Annotated in this window: 18 protein-coding genes; 6 read left to right on the forward strand and 12 right to left on the reverse strand. The window is 57.7% G+C overall.

Annotated elements, in window-relative coordinates; all coding sequences use genetic code 11:
- The first annotated feature begins 59 nt into the window (after nucleotides 1–59).
- Nucleotides 60–773: a polyphenol oxidase family protein gene (locus ABEH87_RS11685; protein WP_346576541.1), complete on the forward strand. Its 714-nt coding sequence runs from the start codon at nucleotides 60–62 to the stop codon at nucleotides 771–773.
- 140 nt (nucleotides 774–913) lie between these two features.
- Here the strand turns inward: ABEH87_RS11685 and rlmG are convergent, their stop codons facing one another.
- Nucleotides 914–2041, reverse strand: coding sequence for a 23S rRNA (guanine(1835)-N(2))-methyltransferase RlmG (gene rlmG / locus ABEH87_RS11690; protein ID WP_346576542.1), 1128 nt, complete (start codon nucleotides 2039–2041; stop codon nucleotides 914–916).
- A gap of 82 nt (nucleotides 2042–2123) precedes the next feature.
- Here rlmG and ABEH87_RS11695 point away from each other — a divergent pair, with 82 nt between their 5' ends.
- Complete coding sequence (locus ABEH87_RS11695; RefSeq protein WP_346576543.1) at nucleotides 2124–2627, forward strand: M48 family metallopeptidase; 504 nt, start codon at nucleotides 2124–2126, stop codon at nucleotides 2625–2627.
- Nucleotides 2628–2643: 16 nt separating this feature from the next.
- Here ABEH87_RS11695 and ABEH87_RS11700 read toward each other — a convergent pair whose 3' ends face one another.
- The 7 genes from ABEH87_RS11700 to ABEH87_RS11730 all read right to left on the reverse strand — a co-directional run bounded on the left by ABEH87_RS11700 (nucleotide 2644) and on the right by ABEH87_RS11730 (nucleotide 10284).
- Entirely contained in the window at nucleotides 2644–3585 is a 942-nt protein-coding gene (locus ABEH87_RS11700; protein WP_346576544.1) for a YgcG family protein, read from the reverse strand.
- Nucleotides 3586–3594: 9 nt separating this feature from the next.
- Entirely contained in the window at nucleotides 3595–4209 is a 615-nt protein-coding gene (locus tag ABEH87_RS11705) for a LemA family protein (protein WP_346576545.1), read from the reverse strand.
- Between the two features lie 174 nt (nucleotides 4210–4383).
- A complete protein-coding gene (locus tag ABEH87_RS11710; protein WP_346576546.1) occupies nucleotides 4384–4971 on the reverse strand; it encodes a hypothetical protein in 588 nt (195 codons plus the stop codon).
- 51 nt (nucleotides 4972–5022) lie between these two features.
- Nucleotides 5023–5727 carry a fimbria/pilus chaperone family protein gene (locus ABEH87_RS11715; RefSeq protein ID WP_346576547.1) on the reverse strand — a complete coding sequence of 235 codons (705 nt, stop codon included), beginning with the start codon at nucleotides 5725–5727 and terminating at the stop codon, nucleotides 5023–5025.
- Nucleotides 5728–6035: 308 nt separating this feature from the next.
- Nucleotides 6036–6725 carry a DUF1120 domain-containing protein gene (locus ABEH87_RS11720; protein WP_346576548.1) on the reverse strand — a complete coding sequence of 230 codons (690 nt, stop codon included), beginning with the start codon at nucleotides 6723–6725 and terminating at the stop codon, nucleotides 6036–6038.
- A gap of 193 nt (nucleotides 6726–6918) precedes the next feature.
- Nucleotides 6919–9321, reverse strand: coding sequence for a fimbria/pilus outer membrane usher protein (locus ABEH87_RS11725; RefSeq protein ID WP_346576549.1), 2403 nt, complete (start codon nucleotides 9319–9321; stop codon nucleotides 6919–6921).
- A gap of 258 nt (nucleotides 9322–9579) precedes the next feature.
- Nucleotides 9580–10284 (reverse strand): DUF1120 domain-containing protein, encoded by a 705-nt coding sequence (locus ABEH87_RS11730; protein WP_346576550.1) that lies wholly within the window; start codon nucleotides 10282–10284, stop codon nucleotides 9580–9582.
- Between the two features lie 59 nt (nucleotides 10285–10343).
- On the opposite strand from ABEH87_RS11730, the gene ABEH87_RS11735 reads away from it, so the two are divergent.
- Nucleotides 10344–10472 (forward strand): hypothetical protein, encoded by a 129-nt coding sequence (locus tag ABEH87_RS11735; protein ID WP_346576551.1) that lies wholly within the window; start codon nucleotides 10344–10346, stop codon nucleotides 10470–10472.
- Nucleotides 10473–10547: 75 nt separating this feature from the next.
- Here the strand turns inward: ABEH87_RS11735 and ABEH87_RS11740 are convergent, their stop codons facing one another.
- From ABEH87_RS11740 to ABEH87_RS11755, 4 genes are all read right to left on the reverse strand, one after another.
- Nucleotides 10548–11252: a DUF1120 domain-containing protein gene (locus ABEH87_RS11740; RefSeq protein ID WP_346576552.1), complete on the reverse strand. Its 705-nt coding sequence runs from the start codon at nucleotides 11250–11252 to the stop codon at nucleotides 10548–10550.
- Nucleotides 11253–11513: 261 nt separating this feature from the next.
- Complete coding sequence (locus tag ABEH87_RS11745; RefSeq protein WP_346576553.1) at nucleotides 11514–11828, reverse strand: hypothetical protein; 315 nt, start codon at nucleotides 11826–11828, stop codon at nucleotides 11514–11516.
- Nucleotides 11829–11973: 145 nt separating this feature from the next.
- A complete protein-coding gene (locus ABEH87_RS11750) occupies nucleotides 11974–12678 on the reverse strand; it encodes a DUF1120 domain-containing protein (protein ID WP_346576554.1) in 705 nt (234 codons plus the stop codon).
- A gap of 148 nt (nucleotides 12679–12826) precedes the next feature.
- Nucleotides 12827–15925 (reverse strand): autotransporter outer membrane beta-barrel domain-containing protein, encoded by a 3099-nt coding sequence (locus tag ABEH87_RS11755; RefSeq protein ID WP_346576555.1) that lies wholly within the window; start codon nucleotides 15923–15925, stop codon nucleotides 12827–12829.
- Nucleotides 15926–16301: 376 nt separating this feature from the next.
- Between ABEH87_RS11755 and ABEH87_RS11760 the strand changes: the two genes are divergently transcribed.
- The 3 genes from ABEH87_RS11760 to ABEH87_RS11770 all read left to right on the forward strand — a co-directional run bounded on the left by ABEH87_RS11760 (nucleotide 16302) and on the right by ABEH87_RS11770 (nucleotide 21307).
- A complete protein-coding gene (locus ABEH87_RS11760; RefSeq protein WP_346576556.1) occupies nucleotides 16302–16925 on the forward strand; it encodes a response regulator in 624 nt (207 codons plus the stop codon).
- Nucleotides 16926–16929: 4 nt separating this feature from the next.
- Nucleotides 16930–20538, forward strand: a complete 3609-nt coding sequence (locus ABEH87_RS11765; protein WP_346576557.1) for a transporter substrate-binding domain-containing protein — start codon at nucleotides 16930–16932, stop codon at nucleotides 20536–20538.
- A gap of 154 nt (nucleotides 20539–20692) precedes the next feature.
- A complete protein-coding gene (locus tag ABEH87_RS11770; protein WP_346576558.1) occupies nucleotides 20693–21307 on the forward strand; it encodes a LuxR C-terminal-related transcriptional regulator in 615 nt (204 codons plus the stop codon).
- Nucleotides 21308–21327: the final 20 nt, after the last annotated feature.

Consider the following 21327-nt stretch of genomic DNA (forward strand, 5'->3'; position numbering starts at 1 on the left):
ATGGTTTCCGCCCGCGTTTCTGGTAGCATCGAAGCCTTTCCCGCTTCGAGGAATTCACTATGTCTTGCGCTTATTACTCTCCGCAGCTCTCGCGTCTCGACTGGCTGGATCACGCGTTTATGCCCGCAGGCGAACGCCCCCCCGCCGGGACGCTTTATAATCAGCAGCGCCACAGCGCAAGAGTGATCGCCGACGTTGATGCCCTGCCGATCAAAAGCCAGGAGGCCGACGGTCTGATTGGCACCGGCAGCAGCGCGGTAGCCGTGTATACCGCAGACTGCCTGCCGATCCTGATTGCCGATACGCGCCAGCATCTGGTGGCGGCCGTTCACGGGGGATTAAAGGGGGTGCTGGGCGGCGTGCTGATCAATGCGATCGGGGCGCTGTGCGCGCGCGGCGCCACGCCGGACAGCCTGATTATCGCCATTGGCCCGGCCATCGGTCCGTGCTGCTACGAGCTGGGTAACGAGACGATCGCGCAGGCGAGACAGGACGATCCGCATCAGCTGGCGGCGCTGATGTCATGGTCTGAACAGCAGGATAGTCATCCGCTGGCGCAGCGCGCGCAGGCAAAGGGCACCACGGGTGGCGTATGGTTTGATTTGCCGCTGCTGGCAGCGCGGATTGCACAGCGTGAGGGGGTACCGGAAGCGCAGATTGAACAGGCGAATATCTGTACCTACTGCATGGCGGAGGAGCAGGCGAGCTATCGCCGTAACAGCCATTTTCAGCAGGGTTATCAACAGCGCTTTTCGTGGATTACCAGGCGATGACGCCAGCAATATAGGCAGGGGTCGCCCCGGCTGTAGGGGCCGATCTTTTTTTTTCGATCGGCCAGGCTGTAGGGGCCGATCTTTTTTTCCGATCGGCCAGGCTGTAGGGGCCGATCTTTTTTTCCGATCGGCCCTGTGGGTTAAGGCATTTTCACCGAACGCAGCACCACGAACTTCTGGTTGCTGGCTACGGTGGTGCAGTTACCGAACAGCTTCTTCATTTTGTGGTAGTTGTCGAGATGACGGTTACCCACGATACGCAGCTCTCCACCGTCCTGCAGGCAGCGGCGCGCATCGCGCAGCATTTGCCACGCGATATGGTCTGTCACCGCGCTCTGCTGGTGGAACGGCGGGTTACACAGCACCGCGTGCAGGCGGTCCGACGGGTAACCGGCCAGCGCATTGTTAACGCGGAACTCGCAGCGCGCCATATCCTGCGGACGGTTGGCTTCAATGTTCATGCGGCTGGAGGCAACGGCCATATACGACTCATCGAGGAAGTGGACCTGTGCCAGCGGGTTCTGCTGCAACGCCGTCAGGCCAATCACACCGTTACCGCAGCCGAGGTCAACAATCTCCCCTTCCAGGTCGGACGGCAGATGCTGTAAAAAGAAGCGAGCCCCGACGTCCAGCCCGGTGCGGGAAAAGACGTTGGCATGGTTCTGGATCTGATAGTCGGTGCCGTCCAGCGTCCAGGTAGCAATCACTTCGCTCTCTGCCAGCGGCGGCGCGGTGAAGGTGCCGTAAATCAGGCGCGCTTTCTTCCAGGCCAGCGAGGTGGTGGTCGGGCCGAGGATTTTTTCAAACAGCTGCAACGTCGAGGTGTGAATATCTTTGGCTTTACCACAGGCGATAATCTGGGTTTGTGGCGTGACGACAGCGCGCAGCGCGCGCAGCTGCTGCTCCAGCAGGGCGAGAGTTTTAGGAACTTTAATCAGCACCCGCGCCGGGGAAGCCGGTAACGGTGCCAGGCTGTCGAGCAGCTTAACGTCAGCTTCATCCATCCCGTTGTGCGCCAGGTTCTGCCGCGTTGCCTGCTGATTCAGCCAGGAGTCGCTGATGCTCCAGACATCCTCACCCGCCAGCGCACAGCCCAGCGCGCCGAAGGTGTCGTTAAAAATCAGGGTCGGGCCGTTAACCGGTGCGTCATCAAGATGCCGCAGAAGATATTCATCGGCTGCATCCCAAGCCTGCAACGGGCTTTCTTCGCGCATTTGTGGAAATCGATGCAGCGTCAGCGTGCGGTTGCTCAGTTCGAGTTGGCTCATGGGATCACCTTAGTGGTAAAATTTCCGCGTTTTATCCCCTAAAACGGGCGCGCAGTAAACGTTTTTCTTATCCGGAGTTCAAATGTCGTCGCTGATTTACCTGCAAGGTTACCCCGAATCGCTGCTGTCACAGGTGCGCACGCTGATTGAACAGCAGCGCCTGACGGAGGTGATTAATAAGCGTTATCCCTCCACGCACAGCATCACCAGCGATAAAGCGCTGTATGACTATGCGCTTGATTTAAAGAATCAGGCGCTGCGCAACGCGCCGCCGCTGAACAAGGTGATTTACGACAGCAAAATTAAAGTCATGAAGCATGCGCTGGGGCTGCATACCGCCATTTCCCGCGTGCAGGGCGGCAAGCTAAAAGCCAAAGCAGAAATCCGCGTGGCGACCATTTTCAAACAGGCACCGGAAGCGTTCCTGCGTATGATTGTGGTACACGAGCTGGCGCATATCAAAGAGAAGGACCACAACAAGGCGTTTTACCAGCTCTGCTGCCATATGGAGCCGCAGTATCACCAGCTGGAGTTCGATACGCGCCTGTGGCTGACCGCACAGGCGCTGGAGGGGCGTGAAGGGTAAGCCGGTTACCGCCGGGTTACCATTTACCGGAAGCCCCGCCGCCGCCGCTGCGGCCGCCGCCCCCGCTGAACCCGCCGCCGCTGCTGTCAGAATCAGAATCACGACTGCTGTAGGAGCGGTCATCTGAGCTGTCGTCAGAGCGTTCGCGCGTGCCGCCCCCGCCGCCGAACAGCGAACCGATGATGGAGGCAATCACTAACTGCATCATCAGACTGCCGCCAAACAGCAGGCCGATGTTATCGCTGCTCACGCCCGCAATGCCTGAAGAGAGCAGCGTATTCACCAGCGACACCACGGTAACGATAGCGCTGACAATCAGCGCTCTCAGGAACGCGTTGCGGCGCAGGAAGAAGAACGGCAGAACCATCATGCCCAGCAGCCAGAGGCCGATGCTGCCCGCAGAAAGCGAAATGGAGTCAGCGGATGATGACCGCACCGGCGCGGCGGCCGGGCGCGGCGCGACGGCCGGAGCATCCCCTTCCACCGCCACGCCAAGCTGGCGGGAGATGGCCTGCACGCCGGCCACCAGCCCTTCACCATACGCGCCCTGCTTAAAATGCGGAATGATGCTGCCGTTGATCGCCTGGCTGGCCTGCACGTCGGTAAAATCGCCCTCCAGCCCGTAACCGACCTCAATTCGCACGGTGCGATCGGTCTTTGCCATCACCAGCAGCAGGCCATCGTCGCGGGCTTTGTCACCGAGTTTCCAGGCGTCAAACACGCGGGTGGCGTACTGCTCAATGCTGTCATCGCCGGTGGTTTCCACCGCCAGCACCGCCAGCTGATGGCCGGTTTTTTTCTCCAGCGCCATAATCTGCCGGGTCATTTGCTGCACTTCGCTGGCGCTCAGCACGCCCGCATTATCGGTCACGCGCTGCTGCAGCGTCGGTACAGCGACCGTCGCGGCCACGCTGGTAAAGGACAGACAAAACAGCAGGACAGGAGTGAAATATCGCATGGCGGTCCCTTATTTCGCGCTGGCAGGCTGAGAGAAATCAACCTGAGGCGCGGTTGAGATCTGCTTCACGTTCTCCGGCTGGAAATTTTCTTTACGCTGATAGCCCATCACTCTGGCGGTCAGCGAACCGGGGAACTGGCGGATCAGCAGGTTGTAGTCCTGCACGGCGCGCACATAGCGCTGGCGGGCAACGGTGATGCGGTTCTCCGTCCCTTCCAGCTGCACCATCAGATTGTTGAACATCCTGTCGGCTTTCAAATCCGGGTAGCGTTCGCTGATCACCAGCAGGCGCGACATGGCGCTGCTCAGCTCCGACTGCGACTGCTGAAACGCCTGCATTGTCTGCGCATCCTGCGGGGCATTTTGTACCTGAGTCAGGCTGCCGATTTTGGCGCGGGCATCCGCAATACTCTTAAAGACTTCAGCTTCATGGCTGGCACTTGCCTTCGCGGTCGAGACCAGGTTGGGGATCAGATCGGCACGGCGTTGATACTGGTTCAGCACCTCAGACCATTCAGCGGAGACGGCTTCGTCGCGCTGCTGGATAGCGTTATAGTCACAGCCGGAAAGCCAGAACATCACCGGCAGCAGCAGCAGCCAGCGAAAACGCGCAGGGAATGACATTATTTCGTCCTTAAAACAGTGAGTTTGCGAAACGCTATTATACCGATCCCCGGTGTCAGCCAAAGTGTTATCCCAACGCAGCGCGGATGCGCGGCCACAAAAAAAAGAGAAAAAAAACCCCGCACGTCGCGGGGAAAGGTCGGTTATCGCGCTCGATAACACAGTTCAAGTACTTCAATCGGACAGGTTTATGGAAAATCTACTTTCAAGATTCTGTCTTTGCGCCACGCGGGCATCGGTTTCGCGCAGCACCGGTTCCGTTTCCAGCTGCAGGGTCAGGCTTTTGCCTTTGATTGCTGCGCCCCCCTGGCTGACCACGCTCAGCGTTGCATTGGCTTTCAGCGCCAGTTCGCCCGGCTGTTCAGCGCGGCCCGTGGTCTGCATTTTAATCTGCACTGGCTGGCCATCTAACCGGGCCTCTTTCACCACCACCCGCAGCTCGCCGTTCTGACCATAACGAAAACCGCCGCTGATGGTGCTGTCGCCGCTGACCATCAGCGTCATCGTCCGGGAAAAGGGACAGGTTACGCTGACGTTGACGGTGCGCTTGCCGAGGGAGATACGATCGCCGCCTTCTGCGGCGGGCTGCAGCTGCCAGCGCGACAGGGAACCAAAATCAGCCTGGCTCCCTCCGGCACTCACGGTGCAGCGGCTATCGGTGGGGATCGACAGCGGCATATCAGACAGGTTGCCGGGCATCGATGGGGGCGCCGCATAAACAGCAGCATTGATTAGAAGCAGTAACAGGATAAATTTTTTCATCGCGGTATCCTGCTGCCGCCAGCGTTTGCAGGCGGCAGCGTCAGGAGAGGATTAGTTCAGGGCTGCGTCGTAACTCTGCACCGTAAAGCCCCAGGTGGTGGCCGGAGAAATACGCACCTGCTTGCTACCGCTAACGGACTTATTCTTGTCATTGCTCAGCGTGATGGTCTGCCCCGGCAGCACATAGCTGTTGGCCATGTTCCACTGACCGTTATCCGGCAACGTCTGCACGCTGGAGCCCATGCGCACCACGTAAGGCGATGGATTGGTGACCACCAGCTTACCGCCCTGCGTTGACCACTTCAGCTGCTTCCACGGCGCTTCATCGCGTGCCAGGCCCGCAGGACGGATCAGCACCGGCAGGTTCTGGCGCACGGTCATGCGCACTTCGTTTTTGCCTTTCTCTTTCGGCGGTACGCCTTCGAAAATCACCCGCTTCAGGCGTTCGGTCTTCAGCGGCGTTTTGCTGGTCAGGATAAAACGCACGCGCTGCGATTTCCCGGCTTCGACACGGGCGGCTGGCGGCGTAATCGTCAGCAGGGATTCGTTATCTTCTTTGATATTTTCCAGCGACGTCATCAGCAGCACCGGAAAGCCATCGCTGTTTTTTACGTTGATGGCACCTTCGCCATCGGACTCTTCCACGATAACCACCGAGGTTTCCGGGATCATGCCGGTCGCCAGCGCCAGGGAAGAAAACAGGGACAGAGAGAGCGCGCCTGCGGCCAGTAAAGAGGGGGTTTTGTTCAGTTTCATGTTAGGTTCTCGACGTGTTTATGAATCAATTAAGGTTTCGGGTGCCTGGGTCTTTCTGCCCGGCTTATCCTCCGCTTTGGAGGTGACAGCGTCCTTGCTGTCAGGTGTTGAACTATTCCCTTTCGACCCATCCCTGTGCCGATGAAGAGAGTTTGACAGGTTGAGAGCGTCGGCAATATGAGAGCGGCGGCTTACAGCTGAAGGCCTGGGATGGGAATTTGTAGGCTGAGGACTACGCATAATTTTCAGGCGATGGAAATGCAAAAAGCGCCCGAATTTGGGCGCTATATTGAGGCAGGGCTTCAGGATTACAGGTAATACATTTCCAGCGTGCTTAAGCCGTCAAGGTGTACCGGCTGAGTCAGATCCAGCGCGGAGCCTTTATTGATGTAAGCCTGTACCGACAGCTGGCCGGAGAACACGGTGAAGGCTACCGGGACTTTGCTGCCCGCGGCCCCCCAGCTCACTACACGGCTCCAGGTTGCGTCATACAGCATGCCGCCAGCAGCGGAGATTGCCCAGCTGGTGCCAGTCACAGGTTTCACCAGCGTGCTGACCGGCACGCCATCGGCGGTCGCGGTGGCGCCAATAATGCGAATACCATAGCCGCCCACTTTGCTGGCTCCCTGCTTACCCAGGCCCACGGCTACGGTGCCGGCACTGCCAAACAGTGCCACCGGTGAAACAGCCCCACCCTCGGCATTTTCGGTTACGCCTGCCAGCGAGCCTTTACGCCCGTTAATCGCACGTATCGCCACCTTCGCCGGTGCATCACACTGGATGGTGAAGTCGATCATTTTTTCCGGCAGCACGGTATAAGCCGTTTTGCTGATGGAGTCGGCTTTGATGGTGCCGTAATCCACCACGGTGCCGCCTGGCAGCGTTGGAACACAGGCCGCAGGGACAATCGTGCCAATAACCCTGACGTCTACGCTGTCAGCGGCAAAGGCAGATGTAGCAGAAGCGGCCAGCAACAGAGCGATAACTGTTTTTTTCATGTTATAACAATTCCTTAGAGCATTTTTTACCACCACCCCTCAACGTGAGGCGGTGAATATTCTGGCGCGAGCCGCACTATGGCTGACACTACCTGAGCTGATTATTATCCAGTGGGGCGCGCAGGGATATCAGAGTCCCTGCCCAGAAGTGCAGGCCTCACCTCTGATTTTGTCAGCATTGGCCCACAGCCGATTAGCGGCACACTGCGCTGGCCTCTTCATACAGGCCCGGGTTGGCGGGTTTTTCCGCCAGCTTAAGGGTAAAGCGGCAGTCGCTCTGCCCCTGGCGTTCGATGCTGAACGGCTGGCCGTCGGCGGCGTCGTTAATAAACACCGCGCTTTTATCCGTCACCACGGAGACAAAACTGTTATCTGCGCCGAACACGCTGGCGCCCTGCTGCAGAGGTTTCCCTGCCGCGTCCTTCACGTCGATCAGCACGCGGCGGGTACGCACCACGCTAAAGTCGATATAGCTGACGGAGCCGCGCGCCGCTTCGGTTTCATACAGGGCGTTATTGATATCAACGTTTTTCCCCAGGCTGCGGGTATCCACCTGCACCGAGGATTTGCTGTAGCTGGTGATGCGTGGGATCACCGCGTAGCCGCGCCCGTCGGTCCAGGTGGGTCCGGCCGGGGTTTCAACCCGCACGCCCTTCTCTTCGCCGATTTTGGCAATGCCGAATGTATCGCCGACCTTATACGGCGACAGCGTTACGCCGTGGTTGTGCACCACCGCCGCACCGCTGGCGCGCCCTGACCAGCTGGTATAGCCGTCGCTGTCGCGGCTGACGCCGGCGCTCAGCTGGCTGACCGGCGTCACCATGTCGAAGTTGCCGGTGGTCGAAGTCCGCTTGCTGCCGTTGTCATGCTCAGTAGAGAGACTGTAATTGCGATCCTGACTCAGACGCTCGCTGTAGCGCACCCCGGCGCGGTTGCCATTCTTACTGCCGTTGACCCAGCTGCTGATGCTGCGATCGCCCAGCGGCACGCTCAGGGTGAGGTAGAAACGGTCTTCCGAGCCGTAATATCCCCCGCTGCTGCGCTCCAGGCTGGCACCCACATAGGTGCGGCCAAAGGCTTTGCTCCAGCCACCGCGCACGTAGCTGATATTACCGCTGCCGAAAGTCTGCGCCTGCGAGTATGAGAAGTTAAAACTGCCGACGTTCTGCCCGGACCATCCCAGGCCGAGGCCATACTGGCTGCTGCTGCGATTGATATCCTGCGGCTCGCGCGAGACGGCATCGCTCAGTTCGCGGTAGCCGCTGCTCTGTTTCGAGACGTTAAAGCTGGTGCTGAGGCGCTCGGTCAGGTTATGGCTCAGGCTGGAGGAGAGCGACACCCCCTGATTACCGTGCTCGCTGTCACGAGCTGCCGTCGCCTGCACATTCAGCAGGGTGTCATTAAACGGCTGAATATCGGTGCCGATTGCGCCAGCCTGATACGGTGACGACGCCAGGATGCCGCTGTTAAGCATCCAGCCCGGCGTCAGCTGCCAGCCCTTTGCTGCCGTGGCCAGCAGCGGCGACTGCGCGCTGCCCTGCTGGTCAAGCTGCCCGGCACCAAAAGTGAACCCCGGCGCGATGCGGTTGCCGTTCAGCAGGAAGGCCGCAGCCGGCACGGTAAACTGGCGTTTCTCACCGCCGGTGCCGGTGACCGTGACTTCCAGGTCGCTACGGGTATTCAGCAGCTGAAAGCCCTGTAAGGAAAAGGGGCCGGAAGGCACGGTGGTGCTGTGTACCAGCACGCCGGACTGGCGCACTTCCACCACCGACTGGCTGTCGGCAATGCCTTCCACCAGGCCAATACCGCGCCCGCCGCCCTGCAATGCCTGCTCCGGGAACATCTGGAAACCCAGCACCTGGCCTGCACCAAACAGCGAGTTACCGAGGCCAATCTGCCCGACCTGCAATACGCGCTTTGACTCCTTAAAGGTGCGCTGCGCGTAGGCGTTCTGATGTTGCAGGGTGTCGCTATTGTTGAAGTGCGTCAGCGACTGGCGGCTGCGGAAGATCCAGTCACCGGCGTTAAAGCCCGCTTCGCTGTTGACCTGGTAGAAATTCAGGCTGCTGCCGCTGCCGGTTGAGGTCAGATACTGCGCATCGTAATTGAGCAGCCCGGCAACGCCGCCGTGGCTCCACTCGGTGTTCTGGCTGGCGTCCATATTGATGGCTTCGGCCGGGAGCACCAGCGTGATGCTCTCATCTTCCGGGCTAAGCTGCAGTTCGGTCTGCGGCCACAGCGCCTTCAGGTCATAGCAGTCGGCGGCCTTGCCCGGTGTATTCAGCCCGGCGGCGCGCATAAAGGCCGCATCCGCACACAGTTGCCCCTGCTGGTCGAACTGCACTTTCACCTTACCGCGCCCCTTGCCGTTGACCGTCAGCGCGACCGTGGTTTCGCCAGTATTAAAGCGCGGTGCCTTTTTAAAGGTTTCCGCAATGCGCGGGTCAATCCCGCGGGACTTCAACGCTTCAAGGTCAAACTCGGTCTCTTCGGCCGCCATCAAAGGTGGCAGTGCACCGAGATGTCCCAGCACCAGCAGGCTGATAAGCGAAAAGCGGAACAGCGTGTGCTTAGGCAGTGAACGTGACAGTTTCATTATTTCGACTCGACGTGTAAGTGCAATTAAATTAATGGGTTAAGCCTGAATCTGTTGTTCAGGTTTTGAGCCAGAGCAGGCCAAATGCCTTGCGCTGTCCGATGAAATAAGTCTGACAGGACTACGGAATATTCTGAATGAGAGGGGGGGCGGTCTGCTGAAGGCCAGGGATGAAGATCTGTAGGGTGCGGACTACAGCAAGGTTCAAGACAAAAAAAACCGCTCCCGAAGGAGCGGCTGTTCAGTCACGGGCGGCAATTACATGTAGTACAGGGTGATGGTGGTCAGGCCATCGAGGTGAACCGGCTTGCTCAGGTCCAGCTCGGAACCTTTGTTGATATAAGCCTGCACGCCCAGCTGACCGCTCAGTGCGGTAAAGGCTACTGGCGTGGTGGTACCGGTTGCAGCCCAGGAGGTCATGCGCTGGTTGGCCGGTGAGTAAACGATACCTGCGTAAGCATCTTTGGTCCAGATGATGGCAGTATTTTGCGCATTGGTATCAGCACGCAGACTATCCACTGCCGAACCGTCTGCGGTTACAGTAGAACTGTCAATACGCACGCCGTAGCCACCAATTTTCGCCGCACCGTCCATCCCCAGACCTGCAGCAGCCACATAGTCCAAACCAAACAGCTGAACAGGTGCAGTGCCTGCGCTGTAGGCGGATTCAACCGCGCCAGCTAATGAGCCCGCACGGCCATTGGCCACGGTCAGCCCCACTTTTGCCGGTGCATCACAGGTGATTGAGAAGGCAATCTGCTTCTCTGGCAGCACGGTGTAGTCGGTCGCGCTGATGGTGTCGGCTTTAATGGTGCCGTAATCCACCACGCCGCCGCCGGTCAGGGCCGGAGTACAGGCCGCAGGCACGATAGTGCCGATAACGCGCACATCAACGCTGTCGGCAGCAAAAGCAGACGCGGTAGTGGCCAGCAGGGCCAGGGCAACAACAGTTTTCTTCATCATGTCAGGTATTCCAATAGTTAAGTTTGAGTTCATGCTGACGGCCAGTCGAGGAACAATCGTTGCCGCTGGTGTTAACCCTTCCGGCATTTTCTGTCTCGCTGCTCAGTGAAATCATTGTGGCAGGACGACGGAATATTCTGAATGAGAGCGCAGCCGGTCTGATGAAGGCCAGGGATGAAGATCTGTAGGGCGCGGACTACAGCCCTATTCCAGGCAAAAAAAACCGCTCCCGAAGGAGCGGCTGATTCTGTAATACCGGGAAATTACATGTAGTACAGGGTGATGGTAGTCAGGCCATCGAGATGCACCGGCTTGCTCAAGTCCAGCTCGGAACCTTTGTTGATATAAGCCTGCACGCCCAGCTGGCCACTCAGTGTGGTAAAGGCTACTGGCGTGGTAGTACCGGTTGCAGCCCAGGTAGTCAGGCGCTGATAGTTTGGAGAATAAACGATCCCTGAGTAGCTATCTTTAACCCATGGTGAGTCAGCATAGCCTGCGTTGCGGTCGGCGCGCAGACTGTCAACCGCCACTCCGTCAGCAGTCACCGTGCTGCTGTCAATACGCACGCCGTAGCCACCAACTTGCGATGTACCTTCCATACCCAAACCCACAGCGCCAACGGCTGACAGACCAAACAGGTTAACCGGGCTACGACCCGCTCCGTTAGCTGTCTCAGGGACGCCTGCCAGTGAGCCTGTGCGGCCATTGCTGGCGATCAGCGCCACTTTGGCCGGTGCATCACAGGTAATCGCAAAGCTGACCTGCTTCTCTGGCAGCACGGTGTAGTCGGTCGCGCTGATGGTGTCGGCTTTAATGGTGCCGTAATCCACCACGCCGCCGCCGGTCAGGGCCGGAGTACAGGCCGCAGGCACGATAGTGCCGATAACGCGCACATCAACGCTGTCGGCAGCAAAAGCAGACGCGGTAGTGGCCAGCAGGGCCAGGGCAACAACAGTTTTCTTCATCATGTCAGGTATTCCAATAGTTAAGTTTGAGTTCATGCTGACGGCCAGTCGAGGAACAATCGTTGCCGCTGGTGTTAACCCTTCCGGCATTTTCTGTCTCGCTGCTCAGTGAAATCATTGTGGCAGGACGACGGAATGTTCTGAATGAGAGCGGGGCTATGGGGATGAAGGCCGGGGATGTGTATTTGTAGGCGTCAGCCTACAGGTCAGGAGTGAGGGCAGGCCCAGAGGCTGCCCCTCTTTTTCGGTCAGCCCGACAGGCTATCAGAGATAGTAAATTTCCAGCTCGCTTGCACCGCCCGATGCGATGCTGCGCTTCAGGGTGGCATTTGGGGAATGGTGCAGCTGCGGGGTAGCGATCGGCCTGGTGCTACCGGTTTCCATCCAGCGGATATTGACCGCGCGCGGCTTCATACAGTTTATCGCCAGATCCGGCATTTGCGGCTGCCCGGTGACCTCTGGCGAACAGGCGACCGGCATAATGACCCCGGTGACGCGCAGCGCAACGCTATCCGCTGCGATGGCAGAATGAGCACACAGCAGCGTCGCGGCCAGCAGTGAAAAATGGGACAGTTTCATGGCGTTCTCCTGAGGGAAGCAAAAAGTTGCTCTCAGGATCTATCGACCATTTTTTGCCATAACTAAAGGACTACAGGCAAAAAAAATCCCGCCGGAGCGGGAAAAATGACACCTACAGACACTCTTTTTCTTTTAAAGGCATTGCTTACAGATAGTTAACTTCCAGCGTGGTCAGGCCGTCGAGGTGAATCGGTTTTGAGACATCCATTTCTGAAACCTTATTCAGGAAGCCCTGCACGCGCAGCTGGCCGCTTAAGGCGGTAAAAGCGACGGGGGTCAGTTGTCCGGACAGCGCCCAGCTAATTGGCGGGGCCTGATTAACCGTGATAGGGAACAGCGTACCGTCAGAGACCGACCAAACGCTTGGGTTATTAGTAAACGTCTGACGGATAGGCGATATCGCCACGCCGTCTGCTTTAAAGCTGCTGTTGTCCAGCGCCATCGCATAGCCACCAATCGCTTTGCTGCCGTCCAGCCCGAGACCCGCAACCCCCAATGGGAACGATTTGCCCAGCAGAGAGATACCCATCGGTGCAACGGCAAATCCGTAGCTGCCATCCTGGCTGTCCGGCGCGGTATTCGGGCGGCCATTAATGGCACGCAGGGACACTTTGGTTGGCGCTTCGCAGGTGATCGCAAATGCCACCGCTTTCTCGTTCAACACGGTATAGCTGGTTTGATTGAGCGAGCTGGCTTTGATCGTGCCATAGTCGACGACGGCGCCAGACGGGAAGGAGGGAGTGCAGGCGGCCGGAACGATGGTGCCGACAACGCGGACATCGACACTGTCTGCGGCCAGAGCCCCGTGGCTCAATGCCAGCAGGGTAACAGCGGTGATTGAAGTTTTCATTACAGATTCCAGAAGTTAAGGGTTAAGCAAATAAGCGGGAAATTCAGCTGCGGCCATTATCTGCCGCAGCGCCTTTACCCTCCATCGGATTAGCAGGCCATACCTGTAGTCCACGTCCCGCATTTTGTAGGACGCAGCGGGTAATGGCTTACCAGCTCCAGCGCACGCCGAGGCTGCCCCCCCAAGGCTGCTCGCTGTTAGCGCCTTTTGCATGGGTCGCTTCGCTGTAAACCTGCACATCACGGTGTATCTGCGCGGCGATACCCGCCCCCACCTCACCACGCAGGCCGGAGCGGTTGTTGCGGAACGCATGGCCGTTGAGATTGACATCATCCCCTGAGGCAAATTCGTTAATGACCGCCAGCTGTAACCAGGGTTGCAGTGTGACGCCGTTTGCCAGCGTCAGGGAACGCCCGGCTACCGTCTTCAGCTCGCCCTGTTTTGACGACATCTGACCATTTTTCACCTGCATGCCGTTATCCATCTGCCAGTTCTGGCCTTTGATCCAGGTTGTCGCAACCAGCGCCGAGGGCTCGATAAACCAGCCGTCGTTCAGCGCGATGTGGCGGCCTGCTTCCAGCGACAGCGTGAAGCCCGGCGTACTGAAACCGCCTTTGCTCTGCTCGCCGCCGCTCATGGTCACACGGTTGCTGACGTTAAAATTGTTGGCTTTCGCCACGGCATCCACAAACCAGCCATCGTTCAGCAGCCAGGTGTTATAGGCACCGATAAAGTAACTGTCGATTTTGCCGCTGCCGCTGACGCTGTACTGCACGTTGTGATGGCTGACGCCGGTGAACAGGCCGAACAGCGAGGTGCTCTCCCCCACTTCGCGCGCGCTATCCACGCCAATCATTACGCCGCTCTGTTGCAGCCTGGCATCTGTTCCCCGGCTGCCGTCCTGATGTGTCTGGCCGCCCAGCGTGCGCAGCCAGACGCCGCCCTGCTGCTGCCCGCTGCGGATTTCACCAGCGCGGGTTCGCTGAGTGCTCAATTCGGCGTCTGCCGCCACCGGCAACACATTCGACAGCGCCAGCACGCTGCGGGATGACGCCGTCAGTGCAGGGTTAACCGGGACGGCCGTCACTGGCGCGACGACGGGCACCACTCCCGGACCGGTCCCTGGCGCCGGCGGTGGAAGCGGACCGCTGATATCCGGGCTTGAGATATCCGGGTCAGCACCAGCTGATTTCGCCGCCAGCACCCAGTCATCGCCGCGCTGCTGCATTTCATACTGGTAGACGCCCGCATCCACGACACCGCTGGTCAGGGAGAAAGATGCGCTGCCGCCTGCGGTATGCACCAGCGGCAGAATGCCGCTGCTGTCAGCCGGTTCGCGCCCGCTGTCGCGCACGCTTATCTGATGCGCACCGCTGGCATCACCGGAAATAGCGATCAGATCGCCCTGCAGGCCGGCAATATCCGTGTTCATCACGAAGAGCCCACTGCCGTTCAGGGCGCTGAGGTTAAGGGTGTGGAAACCTGCGCCGTCGCGGACAAAGTTGACCGTGCCGCTGTGGCTTAATGTCCCGGTAACCGAATTCCCGGTCAGGTTCCAGACGCTGTCGTCCAGCGTCAGAGTTTGCAGATTCTGTACCGCACCGGTCAGCGTCGATCCCTCACTCATGGCCAGCGTCACCTGGTCGCCGGCCGCAATAGTGATATCACCGTTGAGCGTGACCTGGCGATCGGCCGTGACGGCCAACTGGCTGCCGCCGGACGATTGCAGGACCGTCCCGCTGCCGCCCGTCACCACAGTGCCGTTACTCAACGCCAGCTGCCCCTGCGCCCCCGCGACCTGGATGCCGCTGGCACGCTGGCTGATAAGTGCCGTATTGTCGAGGCTGACTGAACTGGCATCACCGGCGCTGTTGCCGTTGATGTACAACCCTGCCGCGTTGCCCTGAGTCGTCAGCGTGCTGTTGCTGATGGCCAGCTCGCCGGAACGTGCCCAGAGGGCAAAACCATTGTCACCGGTGGTGGTCACGGTCAGCCGATCGCCAGTAATGGTCGAAGCCGGATAGGCCAGCAGCCCCGCCGCCAGTTCTCCTGCGGTTGTGATAGTGCTGTTGCTGATATTGACCCGTCCCCCCATCGCGGCAAATACGCCCATGCCGGAGCTGCCGGAGGTGGTGACGGTGACGCCATCGGCATCCACCTGGCTCTGGGTGTAGATGCCGTAGCTGCCGCTGCCGCTGGTCTCCAGCTCGCTGTGGGTGATAGTCGCAGGACCGTACTGCGCATTCAGCGCCGTGGCCGCACTGCCGCTGGTGACCAGCTGCGAATCGGCGATCTGTGCGTGCGAATGGGCCTCCGCGATCCATACTGCGTCCGCAGCGTATCCGCTGGTGGTCACGCTGCTCTGGTTCAGGATGGCGCTGGCATTTTTATTGACGTTGACGCCGATACCGGTCTGCGTCGTCAGCTGACTGTTGTTCAGCGTGATATCCCCGTTCAGCAGGTAGACGGCATCACCGCTTTCCGTAGCAAGGGTGCTGTTGCTGAGCGTCACCACGCCACGGCTGTTTTCCGGGTTGTAGATCTCCACGCCACGGTGCTGGTCCAGCGCATTCAGCGTCACGCGGTCACCGTTCAGCTGCGCATTGCCCACTTCAATCGCCGCCTGCGTTCCGGTGCCCTGCATCAGCACGCTGACATCATTAAGCGCCGCGTCTACGTGCGTTGCAAAGACACCGCTGCCAAGGGCGATGCCGCTGGCACTGCTACCGTTAGTGACCAGGCTGATGTTATCTGCCTGCAACGTGCCGCCGCGCATATCAATCCCCACGCTCTGGCTGCCGTTAGTGACCAGCGCCAGATCGGCCAGGGTCAGATGGCTGTCACCGCGCACGGCGACAGCGCTGCTGTTAACCCCGTTGGTGGCGATCAGCCCGCCGCGCAGCGTGGCCAGGCCTGCGGTGATATCCAACCCGCTGGCCTGTAAGCCACTGGTACTAAGCGTGGCGCCAGCCAGCACCATTTCGCCGCCGTCAAGGATGCGCGCGGCGAACAGGTTATTCCCTGAGGTACGGAAAGTAAGGGGGACGCTGGTCTGTAACAGGCTGCCTGCGCCGCTGGCCAGCAGCGGATAATCCCCTGCAAGGCTGGAGGTATAGCCACTGGTCACCAGCAGGGTCGAGCCGTCGGTCACGCTGTTACCGGCCCGTGCAGCGGGAGAAAGCGCAGCGGATGCCAGCGCCAGCAGGCAGCATTGAGATAATAGCGAAGGTCTGAATATTTGATTCATTGCGTGTTCCTGAGCAGACGCGTTATAGCAAATAAAATGAATTGCCCCCCTGACGCAAAGAATAGAAAGACCTTTGCTGAAGGCGGAAATTAATAACGCCAAACCTGAAAATCTGAAATTGAATAATTAAAAAACAACCAGTTAAATCCATAACCAATTGATTAAAAACACATAGATTCCAGATATTAGGACCAAAGAAAAACAATTAACATCAGACATGAACAGCAATTAAGCAGGCCTTTTTACTTATTTTGTCATCCTTTTCTTCACGGACTACAGCGGATAAGATAATTCTGTGATTTCTTATTAATTCACTTTTACAGTCTGTAATTATTATGACAATATCCGGGAAAGCATTTATTCAAGAGGCGTTGTCATGGCTAACATTTTGATGATTGACGATCATCCCGTCGCACGTCTGGCGATCAGGATGCTGTTAGAAAAAGATCAGCACACCGTGGTGGGCGAAGCGGATGACGGCCTGAAGGCACTGCAAATGGTGCGGCAGCTGGAACCCGATATGGTGATTGTCGATCTGGATATTCCTTCGCTCAGCGGGATTGAAGTGATTGAAAAGCTGCGCGCTACCGGTTTCAAAGGCGGCCTGCTGGTGCTGACCTCGCGCGATGACGAGCATTACCTCAGCCGCTGTATGAGCATTGGTGCCGACGGTTTTGTCAGCAAGCGTAATAATCTTGAAGAGCTGAGCGATGCCGTCAAAGCGGTGATGCGCGGCTACGGCTACTTCCCGCTGAAACGTAAAAATGGCGACAATATCCCCCACCCGGAGCAGGAAACCGAATCGCTAAAATCGCTTTCCAGTCGTGAACTCCAGGTCCTGCGCTATCTGGCTCAGGGGATGAAGGTGATCGATATTGCGCTACGCATGCATATCAGTAATAAAACGGTGAGTACCTATAAAACCAGGGTGATGACTAAACTGGAGCTGGAATCTAATCTGGCACTGATTGATTTTGCCCGGCGCAACCACCTGGACTGACTCTGTGAAAAAACGTGTCCTGCTACTGCTTGTGTTGCTCTGTCCACTGCTGATGGCGCGGGCAGAAGACGCGCCTGAAGTGCTGTCCATTATCAGCCGCGAAAATTATAACCCACGCAGCTTCAACATCAGCGATGAGGACTGGCGCTGGCTGGGGGAAAAACGCGAAGTGAAAATCGGGGTCTGGGATCCCGAAACGCCACCGTTTGATATGTTTACCGAAAACGGTAAGTTTGAAGGGATCACCGCCGACTACAGTCTGCTGGTGGCGCAATATCTGGGAATACGCTCGCAGGTTTTACGTTTCTCCAGCCGCGAGCAGGCATTGCAGGCACTGAAAGATCACGAGGTCGATCTGGTGACCGACCCCACCGGGAACCCGCTGCCCAGCCATACCACTCTGGTAGGCAGCCAGAGTTTTCTGGCGGATAACCCTACGCTGATGCGGCGGATTAACGATCGTCGTTATGACTGGAAGCAGGTGAAGAACCTGCACCTGGCCGTGTCACACCACTACCTTGATATCGACTGGCTTAGCCAGCACTTTCCCGATGCCAATATCCAGCGTTTTGATAACGATGAAGATGCGCTGGCATCACTGGCTTTCGGCAACAGTGATTATTACCTCGGCAATCTGACCACTGCCAGTTATCTGGTGGGGCGCAACTATAATAACCTGCTGGCGATACAGGAGATTTTCCCGGTGCGTCAGCCGGGTACCCGTTTTCTGATGCGCGCCTCGGACACCCAACTGGTGAATGCCGTCAATAGCGTGCTGAGAGCGATCCCGCCCACGCAAAATCAGGTTATCTATCAGCAGTGGAGTGAAGGCTCTGACATGCTGCCCATCGTCAACCGGCTGAGCTTTAATGAGCGCGAAAAGCGCTGGCTGAAGGAAAACCCGACGATTCCGGTGGTGGTAAATTCACTGTATGCCCCGTTTACCATGGTCGATCAGCAGGGTAATTTTTACGGTATCAGCGCGGATTTACTGCGCCTTATTCGTCTGCGGACCGGCATCAATTTCACCCCGGTGATGGCGGAGTCCGTCAATGAGATGTTCAGCGACGTGCAGGAAGGCAAAGGCCAGTTTATTGCCGCCATCAGCTACAGCGAGGTGCGCGATAACGCGCTGCGCTTTACCCGCTCGTACTTCTCCTCTCCGTTTGTGCTGGTGGTCCGGCAGTCTCAGAGCCTGCCAATGGCGCTGAACAAAAGTACGCGCATAGCGATTACCGAAAACAATATGCTGATCCCCGAACTGAGAAAAGAGTATCCGGGCATCAACCTCGTCACCGTGGCCAATGCCAGCATCGCGATGCAGCTGGTGAATGAAGGGAAAGTGGACGGTGCCGTGCATACGCTGGTGGGCGGTGGATATATGATCGACCGCTATTTCCGCAATGGCTTAAAAATTGCGAGGACGCTGGGCAGTGAATCATCGCAGATTTCCTTTGCCGTACGCCCCGACCAGCCGGAGCTGCTCAGCATCCTGAATAAAGCCCTGGCCGATATTTCCCCACGGTCGATGACCCGCGTGATCAATAAATGGCAGACCACACCGGATGTGCAGCTGGATACCTGGGCGGTTTACCGCACCCAGTTCTGGCTGCTGGGCGGCCTGACGCTGGCGATTGGCATGACCTCTCTCATCTGGATCTACTATCTGCGCCGCCAGATTTCCGCGCGTCGCCGGGCACAGCTGAGCCTGCAATCCCAGCTGCAGTTCAGCGATACGCTGCTGAACAGCGTGCAGGTCCCGGTGTATGTCGTCGATCGCGAAGGCGGTCTGGTGTTGTTTAACCAGTCATGGCAGGAATTTTTCACAGGTGATGAAGTCAGCAGTGCGCGCGGCACCGTGGCGGATGATAACAATCCGCTGAATGTCATCTGGCGTGAGATTAAAGATGAAGTACAGCGAAGCAACACGGATCCGCAGCCACAGCCCAGAGCTTTCCAGCTGTTTAACGGTGAAAGCCAGCGCAGCGTTATCCACAACGCCGTTCGCTACCTCGACGATTCCCAGCAAACAGCGGGACTGATTTGCAGCTGGATCGACGTCACGGAACATCAGCGTCTGACCACCGATCTGTCGCTGGCTCGCGAGCGCGCGGAGCAGGCAAACCGGGCGAAGAGTACCTTCCTTGCCACCATGAGCCATGAAATTCGTACCCCAGTCAGCGCCATCATCGGTCTGCTGGAGCTGGCGGTCAGTGCCCCAGGACGTAAAACCGAAGACGACGAACCGGTCAAAGTAGCGTGGGAATCGGCCCGCTCATTAATGGGCCTGATTGGCGATATTCTGGATATGGCGCGCATTGAGTCCGGCCGCCTTGAGCTGGCCCCGGAATGGGTACGCACGACGGAGCTGGCACCGCCGGTGGTGCGCGTGTTTGAAGGGCTGGCGCGGCAAAAGAGCCTGCGCCTGAGCTGTACGCTGCCGCCGGTGATGCCTTTTGAAGTGTTTATCGATGCCCTGCGTTTCCGCCAGATCCTGTCTAACCTGGTCAGCAACGCGATTAAATTTACCGAAAAAGGCCAGGTGGCCGTCGATATTGATATCACCCAGTTGAACAACGATGAAGTCAGGCTGAGCGTCTCGGTGAAAGACAGTGGCAAAGGCATTGCCCCTGACGAACAGGGGAATATCTTCAGTCCATGGGTGCAGGCAGAGGATGGAAAGCGCCAGAGTGGCTCAGGCCTCGGCTTAGCCATCTGTTCACAGCTGGTGCAGATGATGAGCGGCAATATCTCCCTGCAAAGCGAAGCGGGCAGAGGCACGGAAGTGACCTTTACTCTGGCGGTGGCGACCCGCAGTTCACGGCCGGAAGAGGTCGCCGCGAAAGCCCTGCCTGCGGCGGCAGATGTACCGCCGCTGCGCATCCTGGCGGTGGATGACCACCCGGCAAACCGCATGCTGCTGCGCCGCCAGCTGGCCCGACTAGGCCACCAGGTCACCGAAGCCAGCGACGGCGAAGAGGCCTGGGAAATCTGGCAGAAACAGTCGTTCGATCTGCTCATCACCGACTGCAGTATGCCGGGGATGGACGGTCTGGAGCTGACCCAGCTGATCCGCAGCCATCAGACCCAGCCGCTGATGATCGTCGGTCTGACGGCCAACGCCTGGCCGGAAGAACGTGCCCGCTGCCAGCAGGCAGGCATGGATGACTGCCTGTTCAAACCGCTGCATCTGCCGCAGTTACAGGCGATGCTCGGTGAGGTCGCCCTGCGGCTGGCAAAAGATAAACCCGCGCCCAGCGAGCTGGAGCAGATGCTCAGCTTCAGCGGGCTGAATAATCTGACCCATGGCGATGAAGAGCTACTACACTCCCTGCTCAGCGTTACGCTGACCACCCAGCGCCAGGATATGCTTGAAGCGGCCGAGCTGCTGGAGCTGGAAGACTGGCCGGAGATGGCGAAGTGTATTCACCGTATGTCGGGTGCCTGCCAGATTATCAGCGCGAATAAAGCTGAAGCACTGTGCCGCAGGCTGGAGGATGTCTGCCGTCAGGAAGAGGTCTCTGCGGAAGAGGCCGACGCGCTGTGGCAGGAGACGGAAAGCGAGCTGAAGATCCTTAACAACGCTATTGAGCGCTTCCTCAGCAAAGAATAATGAAGGGCAGCGTCAGGCTGCCCTTTTACCGAAAGAAAAATACTGCTTTGTCATCCTGTCAGAAAATTCCCACACAACTATGGAATTAGGCTGATAGACAATAAACCGGGCTGAGAGTGTAATAAGATTAATCTAATCACACGGTCAACTCATTATGTTTCATATCGCCATGCTCGATAGCAATGCCTTTTGCATTAAAGGACTTGAGGAATATTATTCTGCTCGCAATATCCGTACGATTGGCTGCACCTCATTAGTTCAGCTGGAAGAAGCGTTAAGAAATCACCGTATTAATGTGCTGATGTGTGAGCTGTCAACCGATGAAGATAATCTGTTTTCCTGCATTGATTATTTTAAAGCGCTTAAACGCCGCCGCCCCATGCTGCAAATGGTCATCTACACCCATCTGCGCGACCCGGCGCTGATCGCCTATGTGCGTAAGACCTTACCTTACTGTACCGTGCTGTTCAAAAATGAAAGCATGGTCAATCTTGCACTGTGTATGATCCCACCCGGATTTAATTACGAAGCAAAGCAACCGGAAATCAATGACGACCAGCGCGATATTTTAACCCCACGGGAATTTTATTTACTGCGTTTTCTGTCAGAAGGGAAATGTCATAAGGATATTTCGCAAAAACTTCCGCTCAGTATTAAAACCATCAGTTATTATAAATTGAAAATCATGGAAAAGCTCAAATGCAGAACGGTAGCCGATTTTCAAAGGAAAATGCAAAGTTTCGGCGTCTATTATCACTCCCAGGGCTGACCCTGTTTCTGTCAGCCCCG

Source organism: Erwinia sp. Eh17-17 (assembly GCF_039675725.1).
GTDB lineage: Bacteria > Pseudomonadota > Gammaproteobacteria > Enterobacterales > Enterobacteriaceae > Erwinia.

Excerpts from the sequence above, each read along its gene's own strand:
- ABEH87_RS11685 (WP_346576541.1), top strand. The coding sequence starts at position 60 with ATGTCTTGCGCTTATTACTCTCCGCAGCTCTCGCGTCTCGACTGGCTG.
- rlmG (WP_346576542.1), bottom strand. The coding sequence starts at position 2,041 with ATGAGCCAACTCGAACTGAGCAACCGCACGCTGACGCTGCATCGATTT.
- ABEH87_RS11695 (WP_346576543.1), top strand. The coding sequence starts at position 2,124 with ATGTCGTCGCTGATTTACCTGCAAGGTTACCCCGAATCGCTGCTGTCA.
- ABEH87_RS11700 (WP_346576544.1), bottom strand. The coding sequence starts at position 3,585 with ATGCGATATTTCACTCCTGTCCTGCTGTTTTGTCTGTCCTTTACCAGC.
- ABEH87_RS11705 (WP_346576545.1), bottom strand. The coding sequence starts at position 4,209 with ATGTCATTCCCTGCGCGTTTTCGCTGGCTGCTGCTGCTGCCGGTGATG.
- ABEH87_RS11710 (WP_346576546.1), bottom strand. The coding sequence starts at position 4,971 with ATGAAAAAATTTATCCTGTTACTGCTTCTAATCAATGCTGCTGTTTAT.
- ABEH87_RS11715 (WP_346576547.1), bottom strand. The coding sequence starts at position 5,727 with ATGAAACTGAACAAAACCCCCTCTTTACTGGCCGCAGGCGCGCTCTCT.
- ABEH87_RS11720 (WP_346576548.1), bottom strand. The coding sequence starts at position 6,725 with ATGAAAAAAACAGTTATCGCTCTGTTGCTGGCCGCTTCTGCTACATCT.
- ABEH87_RS11725 (WP_346576549.1), bottom strand. The coding sequence starts at position 9,321 with ATGAAACTGTCACGTTCACTGCCTAAGCACACGCTGTTCCGCTTTTCG.
- ABEH87_RS11730 (WP_346576550.1), bottom strand. The coding sequence starts at position 10,284 with ATGATGAAGAAAACTGTTGTTGCCCTGGCCCTGCTGGCCACTACCGCG.
- ABEH87_RS11740 (WP_346576552.1), bottom strand. The coding sequence starts at position 11,252 with ATGATGAAGAAAACTGTTGTTGCCCTGGCCCTGCTGGCCACTACCGCG.
- ABEH87_RS11745 (WP_346576553.1), bottom strand. The coding sequence starts at position 11,828 with ATGAAACTGTCCCATTTTTCACTGCTGGCCGCGACGCTGCTGTGTGCT.
- ABEH87_RS11750 (WP_346576554.1), bottom strand. The coding sequence starts at position 12,678 with ATGAAAACTTCAATCACCGCTGTTACCCTGCTGGCATTGAGCCACGGG.
- ABEH87_RS11755 (WP_346576555.1), bottom strand. The coding sequence starts at position 15,925 with ATGAATCAAATATTCAGACCTTCGCTATTATCTCAATGCTGCCTGCTG.
- ABEH87_RS11760 (WP_346576556.1), top strand. The coding sequence starts at position 16,302 with ATGGCTAACATTTTGATGATTGACGATCATCCCGTCGCACGTCTGGCG.
- ABEH87_RS11770 (WP_346576558.1), top strand. The coding sequence starts at position 20,693 with ATGTTTCATATCGCCATGCTCGATAGCAATGCCTTTTGCATTAAAGGA.